At 68.1% G+C, this 24,876-nt stretch carries 24 protein-coding genes; 11 read left to right on the forward strand and 13 right to left on the reverse strand.

The genetic code is table 11. The features are described 5' to 3' along the window. Nucleotides 1-3: 3 nt before the first annotated feature. The gene (locus ACGFIF_RS30160) at nt 4-885 is read right to left on the reverse strand and encodes a LysR family transcriptional regulator (protein WP_393159143.1); all 882 of its coding nucleotides are present in this window, start codon (nt 883-885) and stop codon (nt 4-6) included. Between the two features lie 87 nt (nt 886-972). Between ACGFIF_RS30160 and ACGFIF_RS30165 the strand changes: the two genes are divergently transcribed. Then, entirely contained in the window at nt 973-2,142 is a 1,170-nt protein-coding gene (locus ACGFIF_RS30165; protein ID WP_393159144.1) for an MFS transporter, read from the forward strand. Here the strand turns inward: ACGFIF_RS30165 and ACGFIF_RS30170 are convergent. The 3 genes from ACGFIF_RS30170 to ACGFIF_RS30180 all read right to left on the reverse strand — a co-directional run bounded on the left by ACGFIF_RS30170 (nt 2,116) and on the right by ACGFIF_RS30180 (nt 4,766). Beyond that, entirely contained in the window at nt 2,116-3,072 is a 957-nt protein-coding gene (locus ACGFIF_RS30170; protein WP_393159146.1) for a R2-like ligand-binding oxidase, read from the reverse strand. The genes ACGFIF_RS30165 and ACGFIF_RS30170 overlap by 27 nt on opposite strands. 118 nt (nt 3,073-3,190) lie before the next feature. Further along, complete coding sequence (locus ACGFIF_RS30175; RefSeq protein ID WP_393159148.1) at nt 3,191-3,781, reverse strand: TetR family transcriptional regulator; 591 nt, start codon at nt 3,779-3,781, stop codon at nt 3,191-3,193. A gap of 55 nt (nt 3,782-3,836) precedes the next feature. Next, a complete protein-coding gene (locus ACGFIF_RS30180; protein ID WP_393159150.1) occupies nt 3,837-4,766 on the reverse strand; it encodes a TauD/TfdA dioxygenase family protein in 930 nt (309 codons plus the stop codon). 117 nt (nt 4,767-4,883) lie between these two features. Here ACGFIF_RS30180 and larE point away from each other — a divergent pair, with 117 nt between their 5' ends. Beyond that, nucleotides 4,884-6,353: an ATP-dependent sacrificial sulfur transferase LarE gene (gene larE, locus ACGFIF_RS30185; protein ID WP_393159152.1), complete on the forward strand. Its 1,470-nt coding sequence runs from the start codon at nt 4,884-4,886 to the stop codon at nt 6,351-6,353. Between the two features lie 125 nt (nt 6,354-6,478). Beyond that, nucleotides 6,479-6,862 (forward strand): cold-shock protein, encoded by a 384-nt coding sequence (locus ACGFIF_RS30190; protein WP_393159153.1) that lies wholly within the window; start codon nt 6,479-6,481, stop codon nt 6,860-6,862. A gap of 49 nt (nt 6,863-6,911) precedes the next feature. Here ACGFIF_RS30190 and ACGFIF_RS30195 read toward each other — a convergent pair whose 3' ends face one another. Continuing rightward, the gene (locus ACGFIF_RS30195; protein ID WP_393159154.1) at nt 6,912-7,649 is read right to left on the reverse strand and encodes a TetR/AcrR family transcriptional regulator; all 738 of its coding nucleotides are present in this window, start codon (nt 7,647-7,649) and stop codon (nt 6,912-6,914) included. Between the two features lie 120 nt (nt 7,650-7,769). Between ACGFIF_RS30195 and ACGFIF_RS30200 the strand changes: the two genes are divergently transcribed. Further along, nucleotides 7,770-9,287 (forward strand): MFS transporter, encoded by a 1,518-nt coding sequence (locus tag ACGFIF_RS30200; RefSeq protein ID WP_393159155.1) that lies wholly within the window; start codon nt 7,770-7,772, stop codon nt 9,285-9,287. Nucleotides 9,288-9,294: 7 nt separating this feature from the next. On the opposite strand, the gene ACGFIF_RS30205 is transcribed toward ACGFIF_RS30200, so the two are convergent. Further along, nucleotides 9,295-11,205 (reverse strand): MFS transporter, encoded by a 1,911-nt coding sequence (locus tag ACGFIF_RS30205; RefSeq protein ID WP_393159157.1) that lies wholly within the window; start codon nt 11,203-11,205, stop codon nt 9,295-9,297. An 84-nt stretch (nt 11,206-11,289) separates the two neighbouring features. Here ACGFIF_RS30205 and ACGFIF_RS30210 point away from each other — a divergent pair, with 84 nt between their 5' ends. After that, nucleotides 11,290-12,159: a DUF3027 domain-containing protein gene (locus ACGFIF_RS30210; protein WP_393159159.1), complete on the forward strand. Its 870-nt coding sequence runs from the start codon at nt 11,290-11,292 to the stop codon at nt 12,157-12,159. A gap of 238 nt (nt 12,160-12,397) precedes the next feature. Here ACGFIF_RS30210 and ACGFIF_RS30215 read toward each other — a convergent pair whose 3' ends face one another. Beyond that, on the reverse strand, nt 12,398-13,078 hold the full coding sequence (locus ACGFIF_RS30215; protein WP_393159160.1) for a TetR/AcrR family transcriptional regulator: 681 nt from the start codon (nt 13,076-13,078) through the stop codon (nt 12,398-12,400). Nucleotides 13,079-13,165: 87 nt separating this feature from the next. Between ACGFIF_RS30215 and ACGFIF_RS30220 the strand changes: the two genes are divergently transcribed. Next, nucleotides 13,166-13,903, forward strand: a complete 738-nt coding sequence (locus ACGFIF_RS30220; protein ID WP_393159161.1) for an NAD(P)-dependent oxidoreductase — start codon at nt 13,166-13,168, stop codon at nt 13,901-13,903. 267 nt (nt 13,904-14,170) lie between these two features. On the opposite strand, the gene ACGFIF_RS30225 is transcribed toward ACGFIF_RS30220, so the two are convergent. From ACGFIF_RS30225 to ACGFIF_RS30240, 4 genes are all read right to left on the reverse strand, one after another. Beyond that, nucleotides 14,171-15,076, reverse strand: coding sequence for a nucleotidyl transferase AbiEii/AbiGii toxin family protein (locus tag ACGFIF_RS30225; protein WP_393159719.1), 906 nt, complete (start codon nt 15,074-15,076; stop codon nt 14,171-14,173). A gap of 2 nt (nt 15,077-15,078) precedes the next feature. After that, entirely contained in the window at nt 15,079-16,050 is a 972-nt protein-coding gene (locus ACGFIF_RS30230; protein WP_393159163.1) for a type IV toxin-antitoxin system AbiEi family antitoxin domain-containing protein, read from the reverse strand. A 164-nt stretch (nt 16,051-16,214) separates the two neighbouring features. Beyond that, complete coding sequence (locus ACGFIF_RS30235) at nt 16,215-16,352, reverse strand: hypothetical protein (protein WP_393159165.1); 138 nt, start codon at nt 16,350-16,352, stop codon at nt 16,215-16,217. Between the two features lie 175 nt (nt 16,353-16,527). Further along, nucleotides 16,528-16,833: a DUF2530 domain-containing protein gene (locus tag ACGFIF_RS30240; protein ID WP_393159166.1), complete on the reverse strand. Its 306-nt coding sequence runs from the start codon at nt 16,831-16,833 to the stop codon at nt 16,528-16,530. Nucleotides 16,834-16,913: 80 nt separating this feature from the next. Here ACGFIF_RS30240 and ACGFIF_RS30245 point away from each other — a divergent pair, with 80 nt between their 5' ends. Beyond that, nucleotides 16,914-18,386 carry an NCS2 family permease gene (locus ACGFIF_RS30245; RefSeq protein WP_393159168.1) on the forward strand — a complete coding sequence of 491 codons (1,473 nt, stop codon included), beginning with the start codon at nt 16,914-16,916 and terminating at the stop codon, nt 18,384-18,386. Here the strand turns inward: ACGFIF_RS30245 and ACGFIF_RS30250 are convergent. After that, nucleotides 18,379-19,464 (reverse strand): hypothetical protein, encoded by a 1,086-nt coding sequence (locus tag ACGFIF_RS30250; protein ID WP_393159170.1) that lies wholly within the window; start codon nt 19,462-19,464, stop codon nt 18,379-18,381. The two genes, ACGFIF_RS30245 and ACGFIF_RS30250, sit on opposite strands and share 8 nt — an antisense overlap. Nucleotides 19,465-19,571: 107 nt before the next feature. Between ACGFIF_RS30250 and ACGFIF_RS30255 the strand changes: the two genes are divergently transcribed. The 3 genes from ACGFIF_RS30255 to ACGFIF_RS30265 are packed head-to-tail and all read left to right on the forward strand — an operon-like array spanning nt 19,572 to nt 22,795. Further along, on the forward strand, nt 19,572-20,021 hold the full coding sequence (locus tag ACGFIF_RS30255; protein WP_393159171.1) for a MarR family winged helix-turn-helix transcriptional regulator: 450 nt from the start codon (nt 19,572-19,574) through the stop codon (nt 20,019-20,021). After that, nucleotides 20,018-21,361, forward strand: coding sequence for an MFS transporter (locus ACGFIF_RS30260; RefSeq protein WP_393159172.1), 1,344 nt, complete (start codon nt 20,018-20,020; stop codon nt 21,359-21,361). Before ACGFIF_RS30255 ends, ACGFIF_RS30260 begins: the two co-directional genes overlap by 4 nt. Before the next feature lie 30 nt (nt 21,362-21,391). Beyond that, nucleotides 21,392-22,795 carry a mycothione reductase gene (locus tag ACGFIF_RS30265; protein ID WP_393159173.1) on the forward strand — a complete coding sequence of 468 codons (1,404 nt, stop codon included), beginning with the start codon at nt 21,392-21,394 and terminating at the stop codon, nt 22,793-22,795. On the opposite strand, the gene ACGFIF_RS30270 is transcribed toward ACGFIF_RS30265, so the two are convergent. After that, nucleotides 22,778-24,235: an LLM class flavin-dependent oxidoreductase gene (locus ACGFIF_RS30270; RefSeq protein WP_393159174.1), complete on the reverse strand. Its 1,458-nt coding sequence runs from the start codon at nt 24,233-24,235 to the stop codon at nt 22,778-22,780. The two genes, ACGFIF_RS30265 and ACGFIF_RS30270, sit on opposite strands and share 18 nt — an antisense overlap. A gap of 33 nt (nt 24,236-24,268) precedes the next feature. Here ACGFIF_RS30270 and thpR point away from each other — a divergent pair, with 33 nt between their 5' ends. Continuing rightward, nucleotides 24,269-24,832 (forward strand): RNA 2',3'-cyclic phosphodiesterase, encoded by a 564-nt coding sequence (gene thpR, locus ACGFIF_RS30275; RefSeq protein WP_393159176.1) that lies wholly within the window; start codon nt 24,269-24,271, stop codon nt 24,830-24,832. Nucleotides 24,833-24,876: the final 44 nt, after the last annotated feature.

Genomic DNA, 24,876 nt, shown 5'->3' on the forward strand with positions numbered 1-24,876 from the left:
TGCTCAGTCTTCCTTGAGGTGGGCGGCGAACGCCTGCAAGGAAGGAGTGTCCTCACCGCGGCGCCAGACGAGGCCGAGGGCTGACTCGGGGACGCCGGTGATCGGGATGTTGACGATGTCGGCGCGGCGGTTCTGTTCGGCGCTGCGATGGCACAGCAGCATGCCGCCGCGGTCGGCGGCGATCAGCGACAGGCCTTCCTGGAGGGTGCGGTACTCGGGGCCTCGGTGGATCAGGGCGCCTGCCGGTGTCTGGGTCGGAGCCTGAGCCTGACGCCAGTAGCCGGGTGCCGGGCCCGAGATCGCGATGAGTACGGAGTCCGCGAGGTCTTCGAGGTCGAGGCGGTCACGGTCGGCCAGTGGATGGCGGGTCGAGACCGTGAGGGTCTGCGGCTGCCGGGAGAAGACCGGGCCGAGCACGAGATCGTCCTCGGCGACCGGCAGCATGACGACGGCCGCATCGATCTCACCGCGTCGCAGCGCGCCGAACGGATCGTTCAGCGGCAGCTCGCAGGTCTCGATCAGGCAGTTCGGGTTCTGCGACTGGAACACCGACACCGCGGCCAGGATGATGTCGTTCGCCGTTCCCTGGAAGCCGATCCGGAGCTTGCCCTTCACGTCGTTGGCGAAGGCGCGCGCGTTCTCCACCACGCGTTCCAGCGCGGTGTACGCCGGCCGCAGCGAGGTGAGGAACTCCTTGCCGAGCGGAGTCAGCGCGACCCGGCGGCTGGTCCGCTCGAACAGCGGCCCACCGATCCGGCGTTCCAGCGACTGGAGCAGCTGGCTGACCCGACTCTGGGAGAGGTAAAGGCGTTCCGCCGTACGGCCGAAGTGCAGTTCGTCGGCCAGCACCAGGAAGCACTCCAGCTCGCGGATCTCGACCGCCATCCGGCACCTCCATCGATTAGCTCAGCTAATACAAGCATGACCACATCGCCGTTGTTCCGCACCCCCGGACTCCCGAAGTCTTGAGGTATGACGACGATCTGCGCCGACCAGGTAGCACCCAGGACACAGGGCTGGGCTGCTCCCGTCGCGATGGCGGCCACCGTGTTCACCGTTGTGACCGCCGAGCTGATGCCGGTCGGCCTGCTCACCCCGATCGGGTCCGCGCTGCACGTCAGCGAAGGAACGGCCGGCCTGACGCTGACCGTGACCGGCGTGGTCTCGGCACTCGCGGCGCCTGTGCTTCCTCTCCTTCTCGGCAAGCTCGATCGCCGGAGTGTGCTGGTCGGCCTGATGGCACTCCTGGGTGCGGCCGGGCTCCTCGCTGCCCTCGCTCCCGGCTTCGGGTTGCTGGCCGCTGCCAGGGTCCTGATGGGGATCTCGCTGGGTGGCGTCTGGCTGCTCACCGTCGGCCTCGCGCCACGGATCGTCCCGCCGCACGCCGTCGGACCAGCGACCTCGCTCATCTTCAGCGGCATCGGAATCGCTTCTGTGCTTGGCATTCCGGCCGGCGCGTACGTCGGTGAGCTGATCGGTTGGCGCTGGGCTTTCGCGGCCGTCGGCCTGCTCTCCATCGTGCTGTCCGTCGCCCTGGCGTTCCTGCTGCCTCCACTTCCCGCCGCTGCAGCAGTCAAGGTCGGCGACGTCCTGGCGGTCCTCAAGATCAAGCAGGTCCGCGTCGGACTGGCCCTGGTCGCACTCGTTGTCACCGGCCACTTCTCGGCGTACACCTATGTTCGTCCGCTGCTGGAGAAGCTCGCCGGCATCAGTCCCACGCTGATCGGCAGCCTGCTCCTCGCGTACGGCGTGGCCGGCGTATTCGGAAACTTCCTCACCGGGTCGATGCGTCCGGCTCGCGCCATGACGTTCATCGCGGCAGGCGTCGCGGCCGCGAGCCTGGTGATGCCGTTCCTCGGTACTACGCTCACCGGAGCCCTGATCCTGTTGCTGGTCTGGGGTCTCGCGTACGGCGGTACGAGCGTGAGCACCCAGGCCTGGGGTCACGCGGCGGCACCCAGTGCGCCCGAAGCATCGTCCGCCGTACTCGTGGGGGTGTACAACGGCTCGATCGCGCTGGGTGCCTTCACCGGCGGTCAGGTCGCTGACCACGTCGGTACGACGACCGTCACCTGGCTACCCGCTCTGCTGGCGACCGCGGCGCTGATCGTGGTGCTAACGAACCGCCGCCAGCGCGGCTGAGTCCTCGTCGCCGAAGACGTCCTCGAGTTTCTCCGGGGAGTAGTCGAGGTCGATCCCGGCGACGTCCGCGCCGACCGCCGACTCGATCGCGCCGAGGCGGCGGGTCGCGCGGTCGCCGGCGTACGCCATCAGCGCGGCCGGGTTGATCTCCGGCGGCAGCTCGGGGGAGTTGTCCATCGCCCACTGGATCTGGGTCAACGCGTGTGGGAGCAGTTCCTCCATCGTGTCGGTGACGACCGTCCAGTTGGACGCATCCGCGGCGACGTGGCGGCGGCAGGTGAAGGTGCCCCAGGCCATGTGCCGGCGTTCGTCGTCGCCGATCCGGCGGATCAGTTCCTGCATCCCGGGCAGGACGCCGCGCGACGTACAGAGCAGGTTCCACGCGTGGTAACCGGTGAGCGCCAGCGTCCCTTCCACCACGTGGTTGTAGGTGACACTCGCGCGGACCTGGTTGGCCGGGGACGGATCGTCGGCCAGTGACTTGAGGGCGACCGGCAGGGCCTCGTAGAAGATCGCGCGGTAGCCGGGGTTGTTCTCGACGTAGTGGTGCAGGTCCTCGGTGATGCCGACCGCGTCCAGCCAGAGCCGGAAGACCGCGGTGTGCTTGGCCTCCTCGAAACAGAACTGGGTCAGGTACATCTCGTCGCCGAACCGCCCCTCGGCCGCCATCGCCTGCAGGAACGGCTGCAGGTCCTCGGTGACCGCCTCCTCACCGGCGACGAACTGGGCGCAGAGCAGCAGGGCATTCTCTCGATCGTTACTGCTCAGCTCCTGCCAGTCCTTGGCGTCCTGGCTGAAGTCGATGTCACGCGGGTTCCAGAACTTTCGGTTGCCCTTGTCGAACAGCCGCAGCGGCAGTGCCTCCCAGTTGAGACCGCCGGACTTCAGTGAGCTGAAACCCTTCCGATGAAGGGGATTCGTCGTGGTCATGGGGCCTCCCGGCCTGGACTGAGGAGCGGAGGGAGCGAAGCGACTGGAGCGACGAGGGAAGGCCGGGAGTCAGGGCCCCATGACCCTGCCGGCGCCGAAGGCCCGGCCATGAGCACCGTCATACCTGCCTCCTGCTCTCGGACAGAAAGGGACTGAGGACGCGAGCCAGCTGCGCCGCCACCGCCGCCGGGGGAGGGCCTGGCGTGACGATGTGGCTGAGGACGACGCGCAAAGCGACGTCGACGCAGCTGGTCGCGTCCTCCGGTGGTACCTCCGGCCAGTGCTCCCTGACGTGCTCACCCAGCCGTAGGTGGGCCACCTCCAGCACCTGCTGCCCCCGTGTGGTCAGCAGTTGACTGGCCTGGTCCGATCCCGGCTGGCCCAGCGCCGCCTTCACCAGCGGGTTCTCCCCGGCCAGTGCGAGCGCCCGCTCGACCGCGGCCCGCAAACCGTCGATCGGGTCGGAGTGCTCGGCGAGCGCCGCGTTGACGTCCAGCAGGAACCGCTCGGTCTCGCGGTTTGCCACCGCTTGCAACACGCCCCACTTGTCGCCGAACTCGTTGTAGACGGTCTGCCGGGACACACCGGTACGACGGGCCACGTCGTTCATCCGCAGCCCGTCGTACCCGCCGGCCACGATCGCGTCGTACGCGGCGTCCAGCAGCTCGTCGCGCAGTCGGCGCTTGGTCCGGTCGGCGAACGAGTCCATGAGGCCGATGGTTTACATTTCTGCCTCGAATGTCAAGAGATCGGACAGAGTGTCCTCAGTTGTCAAGTGACGAGAAGTGCTCCGCGTCACCGGTCCGGGGCGTACTGCGGACGCCGTCGATGCTGACCGGGATGTCGCCGGCCAGGGTGATCCGGTGCAGTCGCCGCGGCTGGTCGTCGTAGTCCGCGACGCCGTAGTGCTGGGTCGCCCGGTTGTCCCAGATCGCCAGGTCGCCGGGCTGCCACTGCCAGCGGACGGTGTTGTCGAGGTTCGTGATGCGGTTCTGCAGCAGCTGGAACAACGCGGTCGTCTCGGCGGAGGTGAAACCGACGAAGCGCCGGACGAAATGACCGAGGACCAGTGAGCGCTCGCCGGTCTCGGGGTGAACGCGGACGACCGGGTGCTCGGTCTCGAACAGCTTCGAGACGAACTGCTTGCGGTGCTCCTCGACCTTCACGTCCACCCCGCCGATCCGGGTCTCGTCGACCCGTCCGGCGTAGTCGTAGACGTTGCTGTGCACGGCCCACAGCCGGTCCACCAGAGCCTGCAGTGCGACGGGCAGATTCGCGTACGCCGTGACGGTGTTGGCCCACGTGGTCGCGCCGCCGTACGCGGGCAGCGTGACGGCGCGGAGCAGACTGATCGCCGGGATCCGGTCGACGAACGTGACGTCGGTGTGCCAGCTGTTCGCCTTGCCGTAGTCGGAGTCGATCGGCAGCACGTGCTCGGCGCCCTCGAGGCTATTCGAGGTCGGGTGGGCGAGCGTCGGCGTACCGAGGAGCTTGGCGAAGGCGAGCTGGCCGGCGTCGTCGAGGTGGTGCTGCTCGCGGAAGAAGATCACCTTGTGGTCCAGCAGTGCCTGCCGGATCGCGCTGACGGTCTGCTCGGGCAGGTCGCCGCCGAGGCGGACGTTGCCGATCACGGCGCCGATCGCGCCACCGGCCTTGCTGACGGTGATCTCAGGTGCTTCCAGCTGAGTGGTCATGGCAGGCTCCTTCGGAGTGACGTGGTTAATAGACATAATCCAACTGATTTAGTGCACATTGCGGCCGTTTCGGGATGCGAGACTCGGCACCGGTGCGGAGCACGTAGGGTTGGGGACGTGTCAACCGCCGAGATCCAGCCTGCCCCCGCCACGTTCGATGTGCCGGAACTCGTGGTCGGGTTCGACCTGGACATGACGCTGATCGACTCCCGGCCGGGGATCCAGGCTGTCTGGGACCTGCTGGCCGCCGAGACCGGCGTACCGATCGACACCGACCTGGTGGTGAGCCGGCTCGGGCCGCCGCTGACCTGGGAGATGGCGAACTGGTTCCCGCCGGCGCAGGTCGACGCGATGGTGTCCCGGTACCGCGAGCACTACCCGTCACACGCGATCACCGGCAGCCTGCCGCTCCCCGGTGTGCTCGAGTCGTTGGCCGCCGTACGGGCGTTGCGCGGCCGGACGATGGTGGTGTCGGCCAAGTACACGCCGTCCGTCGTGCTGCACCTGGAGCACCTCGGGCTGGACGTCGACGAGCCGGTCGGTGATCTGCACGGTGCCGAGAAGGGCATCGCGCTACGGGAGCACCAGGCGACGATCTACGTCGGCGACCACACCGCCGACATCGACGGTGCACACGCTGCCGGTGCGGTTGCGGTGAGTGTGGCGACCGGGCCGTTCACCGCAGACGAACTTCGGGCGTACGGCGCTGACGTCGTACTGAACGACTTGACCGAGTTCCCGGCCTGGCTGGACGCCTACGTGCTCGAGCAGCGGCTGGACGCGTTGATGCGGCGGTTGTCGAGCTACCGGAACATGGTCGTCGCGTTCAGCGGCGGTGCCGACTCGGCGTTCCTGCTGGCGGCCGCGGCGCGGGCGATCGGCCCGGCGAACGTGATCGCCGCGACCGCGGTGTCGCCGAGTCTTCCGGTGGCCGAGCTGGAGCCGGCCGCGCGGTTCGCCGACAGCATCGGCGTACGGCATGTCACGCCGCACACGCACGAGATGGACCGCGAGGGCTACCAGGCCAACGCCGGCGACCGGTGCTACTTCTGCAAGGCCGAGCTGGTGGAGACGCTGCAGCCGATCGCGGACGAGTTCGGGATCACCGCGATCGCGACCGGGACCAACGCCGACGACGCGATCGCCGGCTTCCGGCCGGGGATCCGGGCCGCCTTCGAGCGGGGTGCGATCACGCCGTTGAAGGACGCGCGGCTGACCAAGACGCAGATCCGCGAGGCCTCCCGGAGCTGGGGTCTCGAGACCTCGGACAAGCCGGCCGCCGCCTGTCTGTCGAGCCGGATCGCGTACGGCATCCGGATCACGCCGAACCTGCTGGCCCGGGTCGACCGGGCCGAACAGACGGTCCGTTCACTGCTCACGCCGTACGGCGTCGAGAACGTCCGGGTCCGCGACGTGGGGGAGACGGCGAGTATCGAGATCGACGCCCGGCTGCTGGAGCAGGTGGACCATCAAACGCTTGTCGACGCGGTCGTGGCCGAAGGATTCCCGGCCGCTCAGGTCGATCCGCGCGGCTTCCGATCCGGGTCGATGAACGAACGGTTGAAGGATCCGGAGAAGTACCGGTAGTGGTGCGGAATCATCGCCGCGTCAGATAATTTTCCTGAGGCGCCGCGGCGCTGGTTCACGTACGCTGGGTAGCCGATCGGGCAGCCCGCCCGTCCTGTTCCGACGATTGACAACAAGAGGTTCTCGTGCCCGTTGGCAAGGTCAAGTGGTATGACTCCGAGAAGGGGTTCGGCTTCCTCAGCAAAGAGGAGGGCGGGGACGTCTACGTTCGCAACGACGCCTTGCCCGCCGGAGTGACGAACCTCAAGCCGGGCCAGAAGGTCGAGTTCGGTGTCGTCGAGGGACGCAGGGGTGAACAGGCCCTCCAGGTCCGGCTGATCGACCCGCCGCCGTCGGTGGCGAAGGCGATGCGGCCGAAGCCGGAGGAGATGCAGCTCGTCATCGAGGACCTGATCAAACTTCTCGACAACCTCGGCGAGGGGTACCGCCGCGGCCGCCAGCCGGACGGCAAGGCCGCCCGCCAGGTCGCCACCGTGCTGCGCGGCGTCGCCGACAAGCTGGACATCTAGGCCGTGTCTGATGGTCCCCCGCCTACTGCGCGGGACCATCAGACACGACCTAGCCCCGGCGGTCGATCAGGGACTGGATGCCGTCCAGTACGGTGTCCAGCCCGAACGCGAACTCACCGGAATCGAAATCGACGCCGTACTCGTCGGGCGCTTCCGGATGCGCCAGGCCGGCCGCGATCGCGGGGAAGCGGTCCGGATCGGCGAGCATCGTGAGCCGGCGGGTGTAGAGCCTGTCCGCCTCCAGCGCTGCCTCGTCGGTCAGCATGTGCGCGGTGATCTGCACCGCGCCGCGGACGTAGATGTTCACCAGCAGCATCGACGACAGCCGGTCCTGCGGCGTCAGCGGCGTTCCGTCGAACGCGGTCAGCGCCGATTCCATCCACGCCAACTGGTTCGGTGACAGCGGCGGCTCGGTCACCGGGATCTGCAGGATCCACGGGTGCTGCTGCAGGCCGAGCCGGAAGGCATCGGCCCACGCGGTGATCCGCTCCCGCCAGTTCGGTTGATCCATCGCAGGCGGTTCGCCGAACGCGTGGTCCAGCATCACGACGTACAGGTCGTCCTTGGAGTCGACGTACCGGTAGAGCGACATCGTGGTGAAGCCGAGTTCGGCCGCCACCTTGCTCATCGAGACCGCGGCCAGCCCGCCGGCGTCGGCCAGTTTGACCGCGGCCCGGCCGATGTCGCTGATGTGGAACGCGGGCTTCGGCCCCGGCCGTTGCCGCCCTTCGATCCCCCAGAGCTGCTCCAGCACCCGCGGCAGCTCCACCGGCGTCTCGTCGCTCATCGTCGCCCTCTCTCCATCGGCTGCCCCGAAGTCTATCTGTTTACATCATAGACAGATGCCGCTAGTGTCTGTGTATGGCGCACACAGTGTGCGTCGTACACAGATCTCTGAGGGGTAGTCATGGGTACGACTGAACGTGCGGGACGGAAGGAATGGATCGCGCTCGGCGTGCTCGCACTGCCGCTGCTGCTGGTCTCGATGGACGTCTCGGTGCTGTACTTCGCGGTCCCGTTCATCAGCGCGGACCTGGGGGTCTCGGCGACCGAGCAGCTGTGGATCTTCGACATTTACGGGTTCGTGCTGGCCGGGCTGCTGATCACGATGGGCTCGCTCGGTGACCGGATCGGGCGGCGCCGGCTGCTGCTGTTCGGTGCGGTCGCGTTCGGGCTGGCATCGGTCGCGGCGGCGTACGCGCAGAACCCGGAGCAGTTGATCGCCGCCCGGGCGATCCTCGGCATCGGCGGTGCGACGCTGATGCCGTCGACGCTGGCACTGATCCGGAACATGTTCCACGACCCGGCCCAGCGGTCGAAGGCGATCGCGTTCTGGAGCGCGGTGATGATGGGCGGGATCTCGCTCGGTCCGGTCCTCGGCGGGTTCCTGCTCGAGCACTTCTGGTGGGGTTCGGTGTTCCTGATCAACACACCGGCGATGGTGTTGCTGCTCGTGCTCGCGCCGATGCTGCTGCCGGAGTTCAAGGCATCGAACGCAGGGCGCTTCGACCTGATCGGGTCGGTTCTGTCGCTGGCCGCCGTACTGCCGGCGATCTGGGGGATCAAGGAGCTGGCGGCGCACGGGATGTCGATGCTGCCGGTGGTGGCGATCGTGGCCGGGCTGATGTTCGGGGCGATGTTCGTGCAGCGGCAGCGGACGGCGCCGTACCCGATGATCGACCTCGGGATGTTCCGCAGCCGGGCGTTCAGCGGTTCGCTCGCGGCCAACACGATCGGGATGCTGGCGCTGGTGGGGAACGCGGTCTTCATGACGCAGTACCTGCAGCTGGTGCTCGAGATGGGCCCGTTCGAGGCGGCGCTGTGGTCGCTCCTCCCGTCGGTGGTCGTCGGCGGCGCGGCGCCGCTCGCGACGGCACTGGCGCAGCGGTTCGATCGGGCCTACGTGATCGGTGGCGCCTTCGTGCTGGCGGCGTCCGGGTACGGCGTACTGACGCAGGTCGGCTCATTGGCCGTGATCCTGATCGGATCCGGGCTGCTCGCGGCCGGACTGGTCATGGTGATGTCCCTGGTCACCGAGGCCGTCGTCGGATCCGTCGCGCCGGAGCGTGCCGGGTCGGCCTCGGCGGTGATGGAGACCTGCAGTGAGTTCGGGGGCGCCCTGGGCATCGCCATCCTCGGCTCCATCGGTACGGCGGTCTACCGCGCCGACCTCCCCGCCGACGCCGCGGCTCCCGTCCGCGAAGGCCTCCCGGCCGCAACCGCCGCGGCCGCCCACCTACCGCCAGAACTGGCCGGGACCGTCCTGGCGACAGCCCGCCACGCTTTCACCCACAGCCTGAACGTCGTGGCCCTGGTCGGCACTCTGCTCCTGCTCACCACAGCCATCGCCGCCACCCTCACCCTCCGCGGCACCACCCCCGCGGAAGAGCAGGCATCAACTGAGGACCTCCAACCAACAGCCTGAGCTTCAGCTAGCGCGGCGGCCTGCGGGATGCATCCCCGGGCCGCCGCCGGTTGAACAGCCCTCGGTCCCGCTCGACGGTCGGCTCCTCGGCCCACGGGGCCTGGTCCTCGACCGTCTCCTCGTCGTCCTCGTCCGGCTGACCGCTCCACCAGCGGCCCATCGGCTGGTCCGGGCGCGACGTGGCCGGCTTCTGATCGTCGAACTTCAGTTCCACGGTTGGCTCGTCGTACCGCTGTGAGCTGCGTTCGCGGTTGGCGCGTTGCTCGGCGACGCTGGTGGTCAGGATCGTGCGGCTGGTGCTCGTCGGCCGCTCGGGCTCCGGAGCCTCGTGACCACCACCGGGACCCGCAGGCTTCGGCTTGAGTGGGCCCGGGGTCGGCCGGCTGGACGGCTTCATGCGTACGACGAGGATGACGACTGCCAAGAGCACGGCCGCGAGGAAACCGAAACCGAGACGGGGGATCAGGGGCATGACGATCCCGCAGCCGCCGCCGATCACCCAGGACAGCTGCAGCACGGTCTCCGAGCGGGCGAACACCGACGTACGCACGTTCTCTGGCACGTCCCGCTGGATCATCGCGTCCAGCGAAAGCTTCCCGAGCGAGCTGCACAACCCGGCGATCAGGCCGAGCGCGATCAGGATCGGGAACCCGTAGAACACCGCCACCAGGATCGCGACCGTCGCGTCCGCCAGCAGTACGACGAGGACGACGGCCTCGGGTTTTCGGGCCTTGAGCAACGATCCGACGAGGGTGCCGAGGCTGTTGCCGAGGCCTGCCGCCGCGATCACGGCACCCGCGGCGAGCGCGCCGTCGATCCCGCTGACCGGCTCGTCCCGGAGCAGGAACGCCAAGTACATGGTCAGGAACCCGGACACGAACCGCAGCCCGAGGTTGCACCGGATCCCGCGCGCCACCGCCGCCGTGATCGCCCGCCGTCGCGCGTCGCGTCCCGCCGTACCGGTCATCTCGCCGGCCGGTGAGTCGACCCGGCTGGGCAGCCGGATCGCCAGCACCAGACCGATCGTGTAGACGAGTGCGGCCCAGCGCAGCGACCACTCCGGCCCGATCGACGCGAACGCGGCCGCGATCCCGGCGCCGAGGGTCGCACCCGCGACACCGGCCAGCGAGATCCGCGAGTTCGCGGTGACGAGGGTGATCTCCTTCGGGAGCAGCCGCGGTACGGCGGATGCCCGCGTCACGCCGTACGCCTTGGAGGCGACCAGGCACCCTAGGGCCGCCGGGTACAGCCAGGGCGAACTGGAGCCGTCCATCGAAGCCGCGAGGCTCCAGACCAGGAACCCGCGTAGCCCGAGCGTCGCCCCGATCGCCCACCGGCGACCGTGCCGGAACCGGTCGAGGATCGGCCCGATCAGCGGCGCCATCAACGCGAACGGCGCCATCGTCAGCAGCAGGAACAAGGCGACCCGGTCGCGTGCCTGCTCACTCGGCACGGCGAAGAACACCGTCCCAGCCAGCGAGACAGCGAACGCGGTGTCACCGGCTGCGTTCACCGCGCCGAGCTCGATCAGCCGCGACAGCCCGGACTCACCGGCGCCCTGCGCGCTGGTCAGCCCGCGGATCCGCCGGCCGGTGGCCCGGCCGACCTTCCCGCCAACCACGGCCGTCTTCCGCGACGCGGAGGCGACCCCGGTGGCGCCGACCTTGGAGGCCTGGCCCACCTTCTTGCTTGCGGTCCCGAGCTTCTCCTTCGCGCCGCTGAGCCGCTCGGTGGTGCTCTTCCCGGCCGGCGTGTCACCGGGCGTCTGACCAGGCTTGTGGCCGGGCTTGTCGCCGGGCGTCTGACCGGGCTTGTCAGCAGGCGTCGGGCGGGGCTTGTCACCAGGCGTCCCGCCGGCAGGTTTCGCGCCGGCTGCACCAGGCGTCGCCTTCCGGTCGGCGGGGTCTGGGCTCTGCATGGAACCATCCTGCCTCCTGCAGGGGACAGACCGTAGTCACGGCGCGTTCGGACCAGCTTCGCGGGCGTGCGAGAATGGGCGATTGTGACTCCCGTCAAATCTCCGGAACCGGTTCGAGCCAAGCCCGACGCCATCTGTGTCGCGGCGGTCGAACCTGCCCGCGAGGCCGCGGTCGCCGAGGCCGGCGCCGCGCAGATCGGCGAGCACCTCGGTCATCTGGTCGAGGGTGAGCGCCTCGTCACGCATTACTTCGCCTCGACCCACCCCGGGTACCGCGGCTGGCGGTGGGCGGTCACCCTGACCCGCGCCTCCCGCGCGAAGACGGTCACCGTCAACGAGGTCGTCATGCTGCCCGGCGACGAGGCGATCGTCGCGCCGGAGTGGGTGCCGTGGTCCGACCGGGTCCAGCCCGGCGACCTGCGCCCCGGCGACCTGTTCCCGACCCACGCGGACGACCCGCGCCTCGAGCCGGGCTTCACCGACACCGGTGCGCCGGAGGACGTGCTCACGGTCGTCGAGGAGCTCGGACTCGGCCGCGAGCGCGTGCTGTCGCAGTACGGGCGGGAAGAGGCAGCCGACCGCTGGTACGCCGGTGACTTCGGTCCGTCCTCCGCGATCGCGCAGGCCGTTCCGTACAAGTGCAACGCATGCGGCTACTGGATCCGCCTGGCCGACAGCCTCGGTCAGGCCTTCGGTGTCTGCTCGAACGAGATGGCCCCGGGCGAGGGCCGGGTCGTGGCCTACGACTACGGCTGCGGCGCCCACTCCGACGCGGTCATCGACCTCCCGGACCAGCCCTCGGCCGAACACGCCTTCGACACCACCGGCTACGACAACCTCGAACTGGCCGCCGCCGAGGCCGCCGAAGCCGACGCCGTACAAGCCGAGGTAGAAGCCGCCGCCGAACCCGAATCCGACGACGAGGTCGAGGTCGAGGAAGACCAGTCGAACTGACGCCGCGAAAGGACACCGCCTCCGACGGCGACTGTTCCTTTGCCGCCTCCGGCGGAGCCGCGGACTCGCATCACGGGTCGACGTGATGGGCGGGACAAGACAACTGATCCCCCCACCCGCTACGCGCGCTCCTTCGTCACGTGCTCGCGACCGCTCCCGCCCACCCGGTTTCGTTGTGCGAGCTGTCGCCCGCGTCTTGACGGGCCCGTCGCCCGCCCGCCTGCCGCGAGTGCCCGCCCTAGATCTCGTCGGGGTGTAGTGCGTCGAGGATCAGGGTGAGGCCGAAGTCGAACTCGTTGGCGTAGTCGTAGCCCGGCTTGAGGGCGTGTTCGGTGATGACCTCGGCGAGGTGCGGGTAGGTGTCGGCCGGCAGGACGCGCAGGATGTCGCCTGCGACCTCGTCGAGTTCGGTGGAGTTCGCGAACGGCAAGCTCAACTCCTGGATGACGAACCCGTAGAGATAACTGTCGATCACCGAGACCGCGTGCGCGGCCATCCCGACCGAGAACCCTCCCGCTCGGAGTGCGCCCAGTACGGCGTCGTGGTGGCGCCAGGTCGCCGTGGCCGGGACCGGGCCGGTGCGGGAGTCCATCAGGCCGACAGCCCAGGGATGGCGCCGGAGCACCGTACGCGCGGACGCGGCACGCTCGCGCATCGCCTCCTTCCAGCCTGTGGTCGAACCCGGAAGCTCGATCTCGCCGAACACCGCATCGACCATGCCGTCGAGGATGTCCTCCCGGCCGGCCACGTGGTTGTAGAGCGACATCGCCTCGACGCCCAGCCGAGCGGCGATCGCGCGCATGGTGACCCCGGCCGCACCCTTCTCGTCGGCCAGCGCCATCGCAGTCGTGACCACCCGCTCCCGGCTGAGCGGCGCCCGCGCCGATCTCGCCCGCCGGTTGGTGCTGCGCTCGGCCATAGCTGCTTCCTCCGCCACTACTTGACTGACTTACGGTGTAAGTCTAGCGTGACTTACACCGTAAGTTCGATCGGCAGGGGTGGAGATATGAGCACGGACCAGATTCGGAAGGTGTGCATCGTCGGCGCCTCGGGGAAGCTCGGGCGGTACATGGTTCAGCACGCGCTGGACCGCGGCTACGAGGTCGTCGGCGTATGTCGCGAACGCAGCGTCCCGAAGCTCGCCGCCTTCGCGGACCGGATCACGATCGTCCCCGGCCCCACGAACGACCGAGAGGTGATCCGGAGGGCGGTCGCCGGCTGCAACGGCGTACTGACCGTGCTGGTTCCCTGGGGCGTCCATCAGTACTCGTCGGGTACGGCGCAGGCGGTGCTCGACTACGCCGACCCCGACGCACGCCTCGTCTTCTCATGCGGCTGGCACATCACCCGGGACGGCAAAGACCAGTACTCCTGGAAGTTCCGTGCGGCCGTCCGCATCGCCACCTGGCTGGCCCGCCTCGTACGCGTCGTCGAAATCGACGACCAGGTAGAGGCGTGCCGACGGATCTTCGCCAGCGACCGGCGCTGGACCATCGTCCGCGGCAGCGACCTCGAAGAGGGCGAGAGCCAGGGCCTACCCGCCTGGAGCCAGCACGTCGGCGACCCAATCCTCGCCAGCAACCTCACCCGACGCGTCGACTTCGCACTCTTCATGGTGGAGTCCCTCACCAACGACACCCTCATCCACGAGGCCCCAGCCATCGTCAGCCGCCTCTCACCCAGCGCCCAAGCCCACCCCGGCAACACTCAAGCCTCCAACTCTGCCTCTGACAAGACGCCCTAGACCGCCGACGCAAGCGAGCGACACCAGCGCGGAAAGAACACCGCCTCCGGCGGCGGCTGTCCTTTGCCGCCTTCGGCGGGCCGCGGACTGATGTCGCGGGTTGATGTGATGGGCGGGCGGACTGGTGTCGCGAGCGGGTGCGATGGGCCCGCAGGACTGGGTGTTGTGGTTGCCCCACGCAACCGATTGCACGCGCTCCTGCGTCGGCCGCTTGGCGAATGTCCGGGGCGTTGGACCGTTGCCGACGGCCATCTGCTGTTACCGCATTCAGTCGAGCCAGCCGTCTCCTGGCCGCCAACGACCAAGGTCGCGCGAGCCCTCAAGGACCGGGTTCAGGCAGTTCCCGACGAGTTTCAGTGCCGCCTCGATCGTGTGGAGCTTCTCGTCGATCTTTGTCCTGCGGGCGTATGGCCCGTAGCCGGTTGGCCATTGGGGCCCCGGAGACACCATCTCGTTGGGTAGCTCTACTCCTCGTCGCCTGCTCTCCGCGCGCAGTGCTTCCGAGACTGGCTTCGCCTCGAACTCGCATGTCGACACGATGAGTGCCAGATCGATCAGGTCGCGGTATCGCGTCGAGGGCGTCTGGAGGTCGCCATAGGGCTGGTACATCGCGCAGACCTTGTCGGCTACCTGGTCAGTTAGCGGGTACACCACGATCTCGGGGAGATCGGCCAGGCCGGGGACATCGACGACGGGTTTGGGCCTGATCCGCTCGGGTGCCGACAGCAGATGGAGTTCGCGGGCAAGGTCGATGGGGAAGGCGCCGTACTTGGCGCCGATGTAGGCGGTCACACTGAGCTCGACCACAGGATTGGTCCGGCTGTAGGACACCCCGTCCTCGATGACAAACGTCAGATGATCCCCCTCGCGTGGAGCAGTGAGAGCCCGAAGCTCGGCGATCGCCTCTGCAGGTGACAGCTCGCCCAGGTGCAGAAGATCCAGATCCTTGGAGAACCGGGCCTTCGCGAGTCGCATCAGCAGACTCGCCCCACCCTTGAGCACCCACTGTCCGTCAGGGAAGGAGAAGATCAGCGCGAGGAACCGCTGGAACAGGAACTCCCGCCGAAGCTCCTCCAGCGACCGGGCGCGGGCCTTGGCTTCGCGTTTGAGTCGGTCCTCGAGCGCCCTTCGAAACGCAAGCACAGTGGCGTACTGTGGCGACCCGTTGATCATGCTCACGCGCTGTCCTCCTGTGCTGCAGGGCCGACGTCGGGCGCCTCAATCGACTCGCTGATCGTACGGGCGAGTTGTGACAGCTCGGCGATCTCGCTGTACTGCTTCGCAAGCCGTTGTATGGCCGGGGATTGGAGCTGACGCGCTAGGTCGGCGACAGCCTTTATGGCCGGCGGGTTCCTGATCTGCTCACTCATCTGCGCAAATGGCGCGATCGCACTCTGGATGGCTGCGAGCTGGTCATGGAGGCCCTGCATATCTCCGGATGTCTTGGGCGTTTCGACGGCCGTGCGGAGCGATCGCCCACCGGCGAGTTCGACCGCGCGACCGATCGGCACGGACACGCCGGACTCCTGGAGAAAGCGTGCCAGGAGAGCTTCACCATCACCCATCCGTGCACCGTATTGGTGTGCGTGCTGTCGAAGTGCAGTGGCGAGTTGCTGATCGTCGACTTGCTGCCGCGTGAGTGCATCCCGCACCACGCGGGCGAGGTGCCCGCCGTCCACATGAGCGGCCGCGAGGTCGCTAACGGTGCGGACCACGGTGGTGACCGGAAGACCGTCCACCACAGTCCACTCCTCCGGAGCGAGCCAGCCGCGGTGGATCCGGACGCCCAGCCGTCGGGTCTGCCTGCGTTCACTGCTGGTGAACTCGTACTCGTCCGCTTCGAGATCCCCGAGCATGTGGATCGCAGCGGCAGATCGGTGGGAGACCACAACGGGAGCTTGATCACGAAGGCGTTCTCCGGCCCGGCGCGCTGGGTCGAGCGCAAGCCACGCTGCACGGAGATCGTCGAGCGGTGAAGGCGGTGCCCCAGTCACCCGGTAGACACCGTGTGTCATGCGCTCAAGCGCGCCCTGATTGGTCAGCCGTGCAAGGGCCTGAGGGGACACGCCAACGGTGCGCGCCTGAGCGGTCGTCAGAAGCCCCCACTGTTCGGCTGAAAGATCCGCCAGATCGAGCACAGCAGGCATCGTTCCTCCTCTCCGATGCTGCAATAATACCCCAGAGAGATACTTTTGCAGTAACTAGACGGAGTAATTCTGCACCTGGGTGGTAGCACGCCAGGTGGATCGTCGGCGGACTCGACCGGCCAACCGCCCGTTGATCACGACCCTGAGTACACGTCGGGGCTCGGCTACCACGGCACGTGGTCGAGCTCGTCGACCCAGAGCTCGTCGATCGTCGCGTCGGTGAACTCCCGCGAGCCGGTAGCGGTCGCCAAGCAGGCGACGAAGGAGCCCGCGCAGCCGCATCGCGGGCGATAAGCCCGCAAGTCGGGTGGGTGGGAGCGGCGGCGAGCACGCGACGGAGGAGCGCGCGTAGCTGGTGCGTGGGGCAACCACCGCAGTCCTACCCGCAAATCACCGCGACCCGGGACGCGAGTCCGGGCCGAACAGAACAGCCGCGGCCGAAGGCCGTGTCCTTTGGCCGAAGGCCGGGTTCGAGGGTCAGTCTTCGATGGCGCTGCGGTGGCCTGCCTGGATGGCGGCCCAGCGGCGGCGGCAGTAGACGAGGCCGATCAGGCCGAGGCCGAAGCCGGCCACGGTGACCCACAGCCACCACTCGAGGCCGTCCTTCTTGAGTTCGTCGCGGAAGATCAGGACGACGACGAAGGCGACCGCCCAGGCGATGATCCCGGCGATGACGCTGGGGATGCCGGACAGGTCCAGCGGCTTGACCTCGGCGTGCACCAGTTCGCCCCGGGCCAGCTGGCTGGTCGGGTCGTTCCGCTTGGTCGGCTTCTCGGCTGCCACGGCTCCACCTTAGCTCCCGACTTCGACGAGGTTGCGGTTAGTGCTCGCAACCAGCCGGTGGGAACTGGCACCATTCGGTCATGAGCTCGCCCCAAGCCGCCACCGCCCGCGATCGAGCCAACGTCGTGGACTCGTTCTTCAAGATCAGCCAGCGTGGATCCACCGTCAGCCGTGAGGTCCGCGGCGGTCTGGTCACGTTCTTCACGATGGCCTACATCGTGGTGCTGAACCCGCTGATCATCGGCACCGTCAAGGACGGCGCCGGCCAGTACGTCGGCGGCGGCACCGATCCGTCCGTGTCGATCGCGAAGATCGCCGTCGCGACCGCGCTGGTCGCCGGGGTGATCACCATCTTGATGGGCCTGGTGGCGAACTTCCCGCTCGCGCTGGCGACCGGGCTCGGCCTGAATGCGTTCGTGGCGTTCTCGATCGCGACCAAGATGACCTGGGCCGACGCGATGGGCCTGGTGGTGCTGGAGGGCATCATCATCTTGATCCTGGTCCTGACCGGGTTCCGAAAAGCCGTGTTCGAGGCGGTCCCGGTGCAGTTGAAGGTGGCGATCAGCGTCGGGATCGGCCTGTTCATCGCGTTCATCGGGTTCGTCGACGCGGGCTTCGTCCGGCGTCCGGCGTCACCGACCGCACCGCCGGTCGAACTCGGTGTCGCGGGCAACCTTCGCGGCTGGCCGGTACTGGTGTTCGTGATCGGCCTGATCCTGATCGTGACGCTGTACGCACGCAAGGTGAAGGGTGCCATCCTGATCGGCATCCTGGCCTCGACGGTGCTGGCGATCATCGTCGAGTCGATCTTCACCGTCGGCGTGCGCACCGCCGACAACCCCGACGGCTGGGGCCTGACCGTGCCGAAGTTGCCGGACGACTGGTTCAGCAAACCGAACCTGGACACCATCGGCGAGTTCAGCCTGTTCGGGTCGTTCGAGAAGGTCGGCGTGGTGGCCGCGCTGCTGCTGATCTTCACGCTGATGCTGGCCGACTTCTTCGACACGATGGGCACGATGACCGCGATCGGTGCCGAGGCCGGTCTGCTGGACAAGGACGGCAACCCGCCGAACGCGCAGCGGATCCTGGTCGTCGACTCGGTCGCGGCCGCCGCCGGTGGTGCCGCGTCGGTGTCGAGCAACACGTCGTACATCGAGTCCGCGTCGGGTGTCGGCGAGGGCGCCCGGACCGGGCTGGCGAGTGTGGTGACCGGGATCTGCTTCCTGATCTCGATGGTGATCGCGCCGCTGGTCACGCTGGTGCCCTACGAGGCCGCGACGCCGGCGCTGATCCTGGTCGGGTTCCTGATGATGACGCAGGTGAAGGGGATCGACTTCGACGACCTCGAGGTCGCGTTCCCGGCGTTCCTGACCATCATCCTGATGCCGTTCACGTATTCGATCACGGCCGGTATCGGCGCCGGCTTCGTCACCTACGTCCTGCTCAAGCTGGTCCGCGGCAAGGCCGTCCAGATCCACCCGCTGATGTGGGTCGTCTCGGCCCTGTTCGTCATCTACTTCGCGATCGGCCCGCTGGGGGACTGGCTCACGTAGGCACCTGGGTCCGGGCGCGGAGCTGGAGGTACTCCGCCCGCGCGGTGAACAGGTCGCGGAGCTCGGCGCTGATGGTGTCGAGGAATTCCTCGCGGTACGACGAGTCCGTCAGCAGCGCGATCGAGTAGTAGAGGCCGGTGAAGTTCGCGATGCCGATGGCGACCTTCACCAGGCCGGCGCTGATCACCATCGGGTGACCGAGCAGCTGTACGTCGTGCGACCAGGCGCCGGCGTCGATGCCCCAGCTCTCGTAGATGTGCCGATTGATCGCGAGCATGCCGAAGGCAACGAAGAACAGCCCGACACCGCTGCTCACCACGAACGTCTGCACCCACTGCCGGATCACCAGGCTGACGCTGAGGTTCAGTCGCTGGAGCCGGCGCAGCGGCGGGCCCGAGTCGGCGTCCTGCTCGATCGCGTCGAGTTCCTTCGGCAGCCGCACCATCAGAAACAGGGTGCTGAGCAGGGTGAAGGCGGCCACCGACAACAGGATGAACGCGACCGGCATCCCGGTGAACACCTGCCACATCTCGGTGTTGATGAACAGGACCAGTGAGAAGACCAGCAGGAGCGGCAGTGCTCTGACCATGCTGGCGATCGAGTCGGCCAGGTCCCCGGCCAGCCGGCGCAGGCTCCAGTACGTCGTCGCGATCAGGCCGTAGCCGATCACGACGTACACCACGCCGAGGAGCACCAGGTTGCCGAAGGCAACGCCGAAGAACTGCCGGAACTGCCCCTGGGTGACCACCGGCAGCAGCGCCGGGAGCAGCACGAAGACGGCCAGTTCCGGGATGCCGAAGCGGGTCGGCAGGGACCAGAACGGACGGCCGCGGAATCCGTTCAGCAGGCCGAAGCCGCCGATCAGGACCGCCAGCGCGACAAGTGCGGCCAGGATGTTCTGCCAGACCGGCCAGTCGAGGTCGGTGGCGCCGAGCACCTCGGCCAGGAACACCAGCACCAGCAGCGGGGTGGCCCGGGTGAAGATGTCGTGCGTCGGCGAGAAGTCCTCGATGAACAGTGGCAGCCCGGCCCGCCGGAACCGCTGCTCGTACCGCTCCAGCTCAGCAGGTGTCCCCATGTCCGCGAACCCTAGCGGTTCGCCGGCGCGTCGTACCTGCCTGACCGGGAATACCACCCGCTGGTCAAGCGTTTTCGTTAGCAAAGGTAATGAGTTAAGGTAACGATATGCCCGAAGTCGTAGCCCAGCAGGTGAAGAGTGACGTCGGGCTGGCGAGTGCCCTGCGGTCGTCCACGCTCCGGCTGTCCCGGCAGCTCCGGCGGCAGCGCGAGCCCGGTCACGACCTCACCGCCAACCAGCTCAGCGTGCTCGGCGCGCTGTCCAAGCACGACGCGATGACGATCGGCGAGCTGGCCGCGCACGAGCAGGTCAAGCCGCCGTCGATGACGCGGATCGTGTCGAACATGGAGGAGGCGGGCCTGGTCGCCCGCCGGCCCCACCCGACCGACAAGCGCCAGATCCTGGTCGAGCTGACCGGCGCCGCGGACGAGCTGATCCTGGCCAACCGCCGGCGCCGCGACGAGTGGCTACAGACCAAACTGAAGCAACTGACCCCCGAGGAGCGCGACATCCTGCGCAAGGCAGCACCTGTTCTCGAACGCCTGGCGGCTACATGAGCCCGACCTTCCGCGCGTTCAAAGTCCGCAACTTCCGTCTTTACGCCTCCGGCGCGATCGTCTCGAACATCGGCACCTGGATGCAGCGCGTCGCCCAGGACTGGCTGGTCCTGGAGCTGACCCATTCCGGTACGGCGCTCGGCATCGTCACCGGACTGCAGTTCTTACCCGCTCTACTGTTGGGCCCGTACGCCGGGCTCGTCGCCGACCGCTTCCCGAAGCGCCGGGTGCTGACCTGCACCCAGATCGCGATGAGCACCGTCGCGCTGGTGCTCGGCACACTCACCGTCACCGGCCTCGTCGAGCCCTGGCATGTGTACCTGCTGGCTCTGCTGTTCGGTGTCGGCACGGCCTTCGACGCTCCGGCCCGGCAGTCCTTTGTGGTCGAGATGGTCGGCCGCGACGAGCTGGCCAACGCGGTCGGGCTGAACTCGGCGTCCTTCAACACGGCCCGGCTGATCGGCCCCGCGCTGGCCGGTCTGCTGATCCACTGGGTCGGCACCGGCCCGGTCATCCTGGTCAACGCGGTCACGTACTTCGCCGTGATCCTGTCGCTGCGGCTGATGCGGGTCAGTGAGCTGCACACGCCGAAGCCGGCGGCCCGGGACAAGGGGATGATCCGCGACGGTATGCGCTACCTGTGGCGCCGGCCGGATCTGATGATGGTCCTGGTGACGGTCTTCTTCGCCGGCACCTTCGGCCTGAACTTCCAGCTGACGTCCGCGCTGATGGCGACCCAGACCTTCCACAAGGGCGCGGGGGAGTACGGCATCCTCGGCTCGATCCTGGCGATCGGCTCCCTGGCCGGTGCGCTGCTGGCGGCCCGCCGGGCCCGGATCCGCGGTCGCCTGGTGATCGGCGCGGCCCTGACGTTCGGCGTGATGGCGATCATCAGCGGCCTGATGCCGACGTACCTGAGCTACGCGCTCGTGCTCCCGCTGGTCGGGTTGGCCTCGCTGACCATGCTGACCACGGCGAACGCGACCATGCAGCTGGGTGTCGACCCGACCATGCGCGGCCGGGTGATGGCGCTCTACATGACGGTCCTGATGGGCGGTACGCCGATCGGCTCGCCGCTGATCGGCTGGGTCGGGCAGGAGTTCGGCCCGCGCTGGTCGCTGATCGTCGGTGGCGGCCTCACCCTGCTCGGGACGATGGCCTCGGTCCTCTACTTCTCCCGCCGCCAGGGCCTGTCCATCCGCCCGCGGCTGCTGCCCCGACCGCGCCTGGAGATCCTGCCGCAGACGGAGCTCCTCGGTGAGAAGGCGGTCGTCACCGAGGTCATCCCGGTCGAGCCGGAGACCACCCCGTCGAAGGACCTCGGCCCCCGGGTGGCGTAAGGCTCCTTGCGGTCAGGGTCACAATGGGGTGTGACTCATTACGACGTGGTGATCATCGGGACCGGCTCGGGGAACACGATCGTGAACCGGCGGTTCGCGGACCGGAAGGTGGCGATCGTCGAGCGCGGTGTGTTCGGCGGCACCTGCCTCAACGTGGGCTGCATCCCGACCAAGATGTTCGTGCACACCGCCGACCTGGCCGCGACCCCGTCGATCAGCTCCCGGTACGGCGTCGACGAGGAGCTGGTCGGCGTCCGCTGGCCGGCCGTCCGGGACCGGATCTTCGGCCGGATCGACCCGATCGCCGCGAGTGGTTCGGAGTACCGGCACCACCACGAAGACAACGCCAACGTGACCGTGTACGACGGCACGGGCCGGTTCACCGGCACCAAGGAGCTGACCGTCGACGGCAAGGACGGGACGACGAGTGTGCTCACCGGCGACCAGTTCGTCCTCGCCACCGGCAGCCGGCCGATCGTGCCGTTCATCCCCGGGCTCGAGGAGGTCGGCTACCACACCTCGAACACGATCATGCGGCTGGACGAACTGCCACGCCGGCTCGGCATCATCGGCAGCGGGTTCGTCGCGGCCGAGTTCGCGCACGTGTTCTCGTCGTACGGCGTCGAGGTCACGCTGATCGCGCGGTCGGACCGGCTGATGCGGCACGAGGACGCCGAGATCGCCGAGCGCTTCACCGAGATCGCCCAGGGTAAGTACGACGTACGCCTCGAGCACGACACCGTCAGGGTGGCCCGGCGCGACGACGGCTCGATCGCGCTCGAGATGCTCAGCCCGAAGGGCGTGGACGAGCTCGTGGTCGACGAGGTCCTGGTCGCCGTCGGCCGTACGCCGAACTCGGACACGATGAACCTGGACGCCACCGGGGTCGAGGTCGACGACGAGGGCCGCGTGGTCGTCGACGAGTACCAGCAGACCACCGTCGACGGCATCTACGCGCTGGGCGACGTCACGTCACCACACCAGCTGAAGCACGTCGCGAACCACGAGGCGCGGGTGGTGAAGCACAACCTGCTCAACCCCACCGGCCGGATCAAGTCCGACCACCGCTTCGTCCCGCATGCCGTGTTCAGCTCACCGCAGATCGCGGCCGTCGGCCTCACCGAGGAGGAGGCCAAGGAGCGCGGAGCCCCTTATGTCGTTGGGCGTCAGCAGTACGCCGACATCGCTTACGGCTGGGCGATGGAGGACACCACCGGCTTCGCCAAGATCCTGGCCGACCCGGAGACCGGCCAGATCATCGGCTGCCACATCATCGGCCCGCAGGCGTCCTCGGTGATCCAGCCGGTCATCCAGGCGATGAGCTTCGGCCTGGACGCGCACTCGATGGCCCGCGACCAGTACTGGATCCACCCGGCCATGTCCGAGCTGATCGAGAACGCCCTGCTCAAGCTGGACCTAAAGGCGGAAAGCTGAGATCACCTCGGCCACGCTGTCCAGCGTGTCGAGGTCGGGCAGGCTGATCATCACCTCGGCGACACCGGCCTCGGACAGTTCGCGGAAGCGGCCGATCTGGTCGGCGATCGTGCCGGCGTTGACGGACGCGGCGTAGCGGGCCGGGTTCTGGTTGCGCGGGCGCAAGCGGGACACCAACTCGTCCACGTCCCGATGATCCTTGCCCACCAGGGTGGTGGACAGATGCGTGAGTTCGATCGGGCGGTCGGTGAGCTCGCGAAGGTAGTCCGCGTGTTTGCGCACTGTCGCGACATCACCGAACACGTTCACGGCATCGGCATGCCGAGCCGCCACCCGCAGTGTCCGGCGTCCGCTTCCGCCGACCAGCAAGGGCAAACGGTCCTGCAGCGGTCGCGGGTAACACGTCGTGTCCGGTACGTCGAGCACCGCGCCGTGGAACGGTTTGTTGCCTGGCCCCCACAAAACCGGCAGCAGCTGCAACGCGTCCTCCAGCAACGCGTACCGCTCCGCGACCGGCGGGAACGTCCACCCGTACGCCTTGTGCTCCGCCTCGAACCACGCCAGCCCGACACCGCAGACAGCGCGCCCACCACTCAGTACGTCGAGAGTCGCGGCGATCTTCCCCAGATGCGCGACGTTCCGATAGGTGATCCCGGACACCAGAGTCCCCAGCCGCACTCGCGACGTACACGCGGCCAGGTACCCCAATGTCGTCCAGCTCTCCAGGAAGTCGTCCCACGCCCGCCCGACCTGCGGAATCTGCCGGAAGTGGTCCATCACGTAGATCGCGTCGAACCCCGCGGCCTCCGTCTTCGTAGCCACCTCACGGATCCAGGCAGCCGTCTCCGCCCGCCCGGCCTTGTGCGTGTAGCTGCTCAACTGCAGCCCAAACCGCAGTCGCTCAGGAGCCTCCGCCTGACGCACTGCAGCCGCCCCCGCGTCCACGAACGCTGACGGTACGACGCGAACCACGGCCGGCTCGAGCACGTCGTCGTACCCCTCGGTCGGCAACTCCTTCTTCACCGCGGCCCACGATCGCAACTGCGACGTCAGCACATCGGCCGGGATCCGCTTCTCCCGCGAGCGATTGCGCGCCCGGCACTCGGCGGCCGGGGTGTCGAAACCGACCGCGACACAAGGCATCCCGGCCACCCGAGCCAACTCCAGCCAGCGCAACCGTCGCTCCCGGTCGAGGCCGAGAGTGTCGATCACCGTCGTCAACCGCCGCCCGATTCGTTGCCGCACCACCTCTTCCAGCAACGCGAACGCATCCGCACTGGCGGCCAGATCGTCCTCCCCGGCCCCCACCAGCGCCCGCAGCCGATCACTCGACACGATCAGGTCCGCAGCGAACCGCTCCGCCGCCCACGTCGACTTCCCCGAGGCACCGGGCCCCACCAGGATCACCACACACGGCGACGGCAGTTTCAGCTCATCCACAAAAGCAGTTTCGCGCACCGATAGGATTTTGGGATGCGATTGTTCGTGGCCGTAGTGCCACCGATTGACGTAGTGGAGGATCTGAGCGAGTTCGTGGAGCCGCGGCGGGAGCATCCGGATGACGACATCCGATGGGCCTCGGACGAGCACTGGCACATCACGCTGGCCTTCCTGGGCGAGGTGCCGGACTGGAAGACGGACGAGTTGTCGGAGCGGCTGGAGCGGGCCGCCAAGCGGCAGAAGCCGTTCGAGTTGCAACTCAGAGGAGCAGGTGCGTTCCCGGGTGTGCCCGATGCGCGGGTGCTGTACGCCGGGGTGCGCGACGACACCGAGTCGCTCAAGCACCTGTCGATGACGACGAAGGCGGCCGCGAACCGCGCCGGCGTGGTCGTGGAAGGCCGGAAGTTCACCCCGCACATGACGCTGGCGCGCCTGCGCCGGCCGATCGACGCCACCCGGTGGGTGCGGGTCTTCGACACGTACGACGGCCCGGCCTGGACCGCGGGGAGCTTGCAACTGATCGAGTCCCGGCTCGGTGAGGGGCCGGGCCACAGTGCGGCGTACGCCACAGTGGGCGAATGGGAGTTCTTAGGTTAACCTCAGGAAGGTTAGCCGTACCTAACGCCGCACGCTGGAGTCCC

This window comes from Kribbella sp. NPDC049174, from assembly GCF_043197365.1.
In the GTDB taxonomy this organism is placed as follows: Bacteria; Actinomycetota; Actinomycetes; order Propionibacteriales; family Kribbellaceae; genus Kribbella.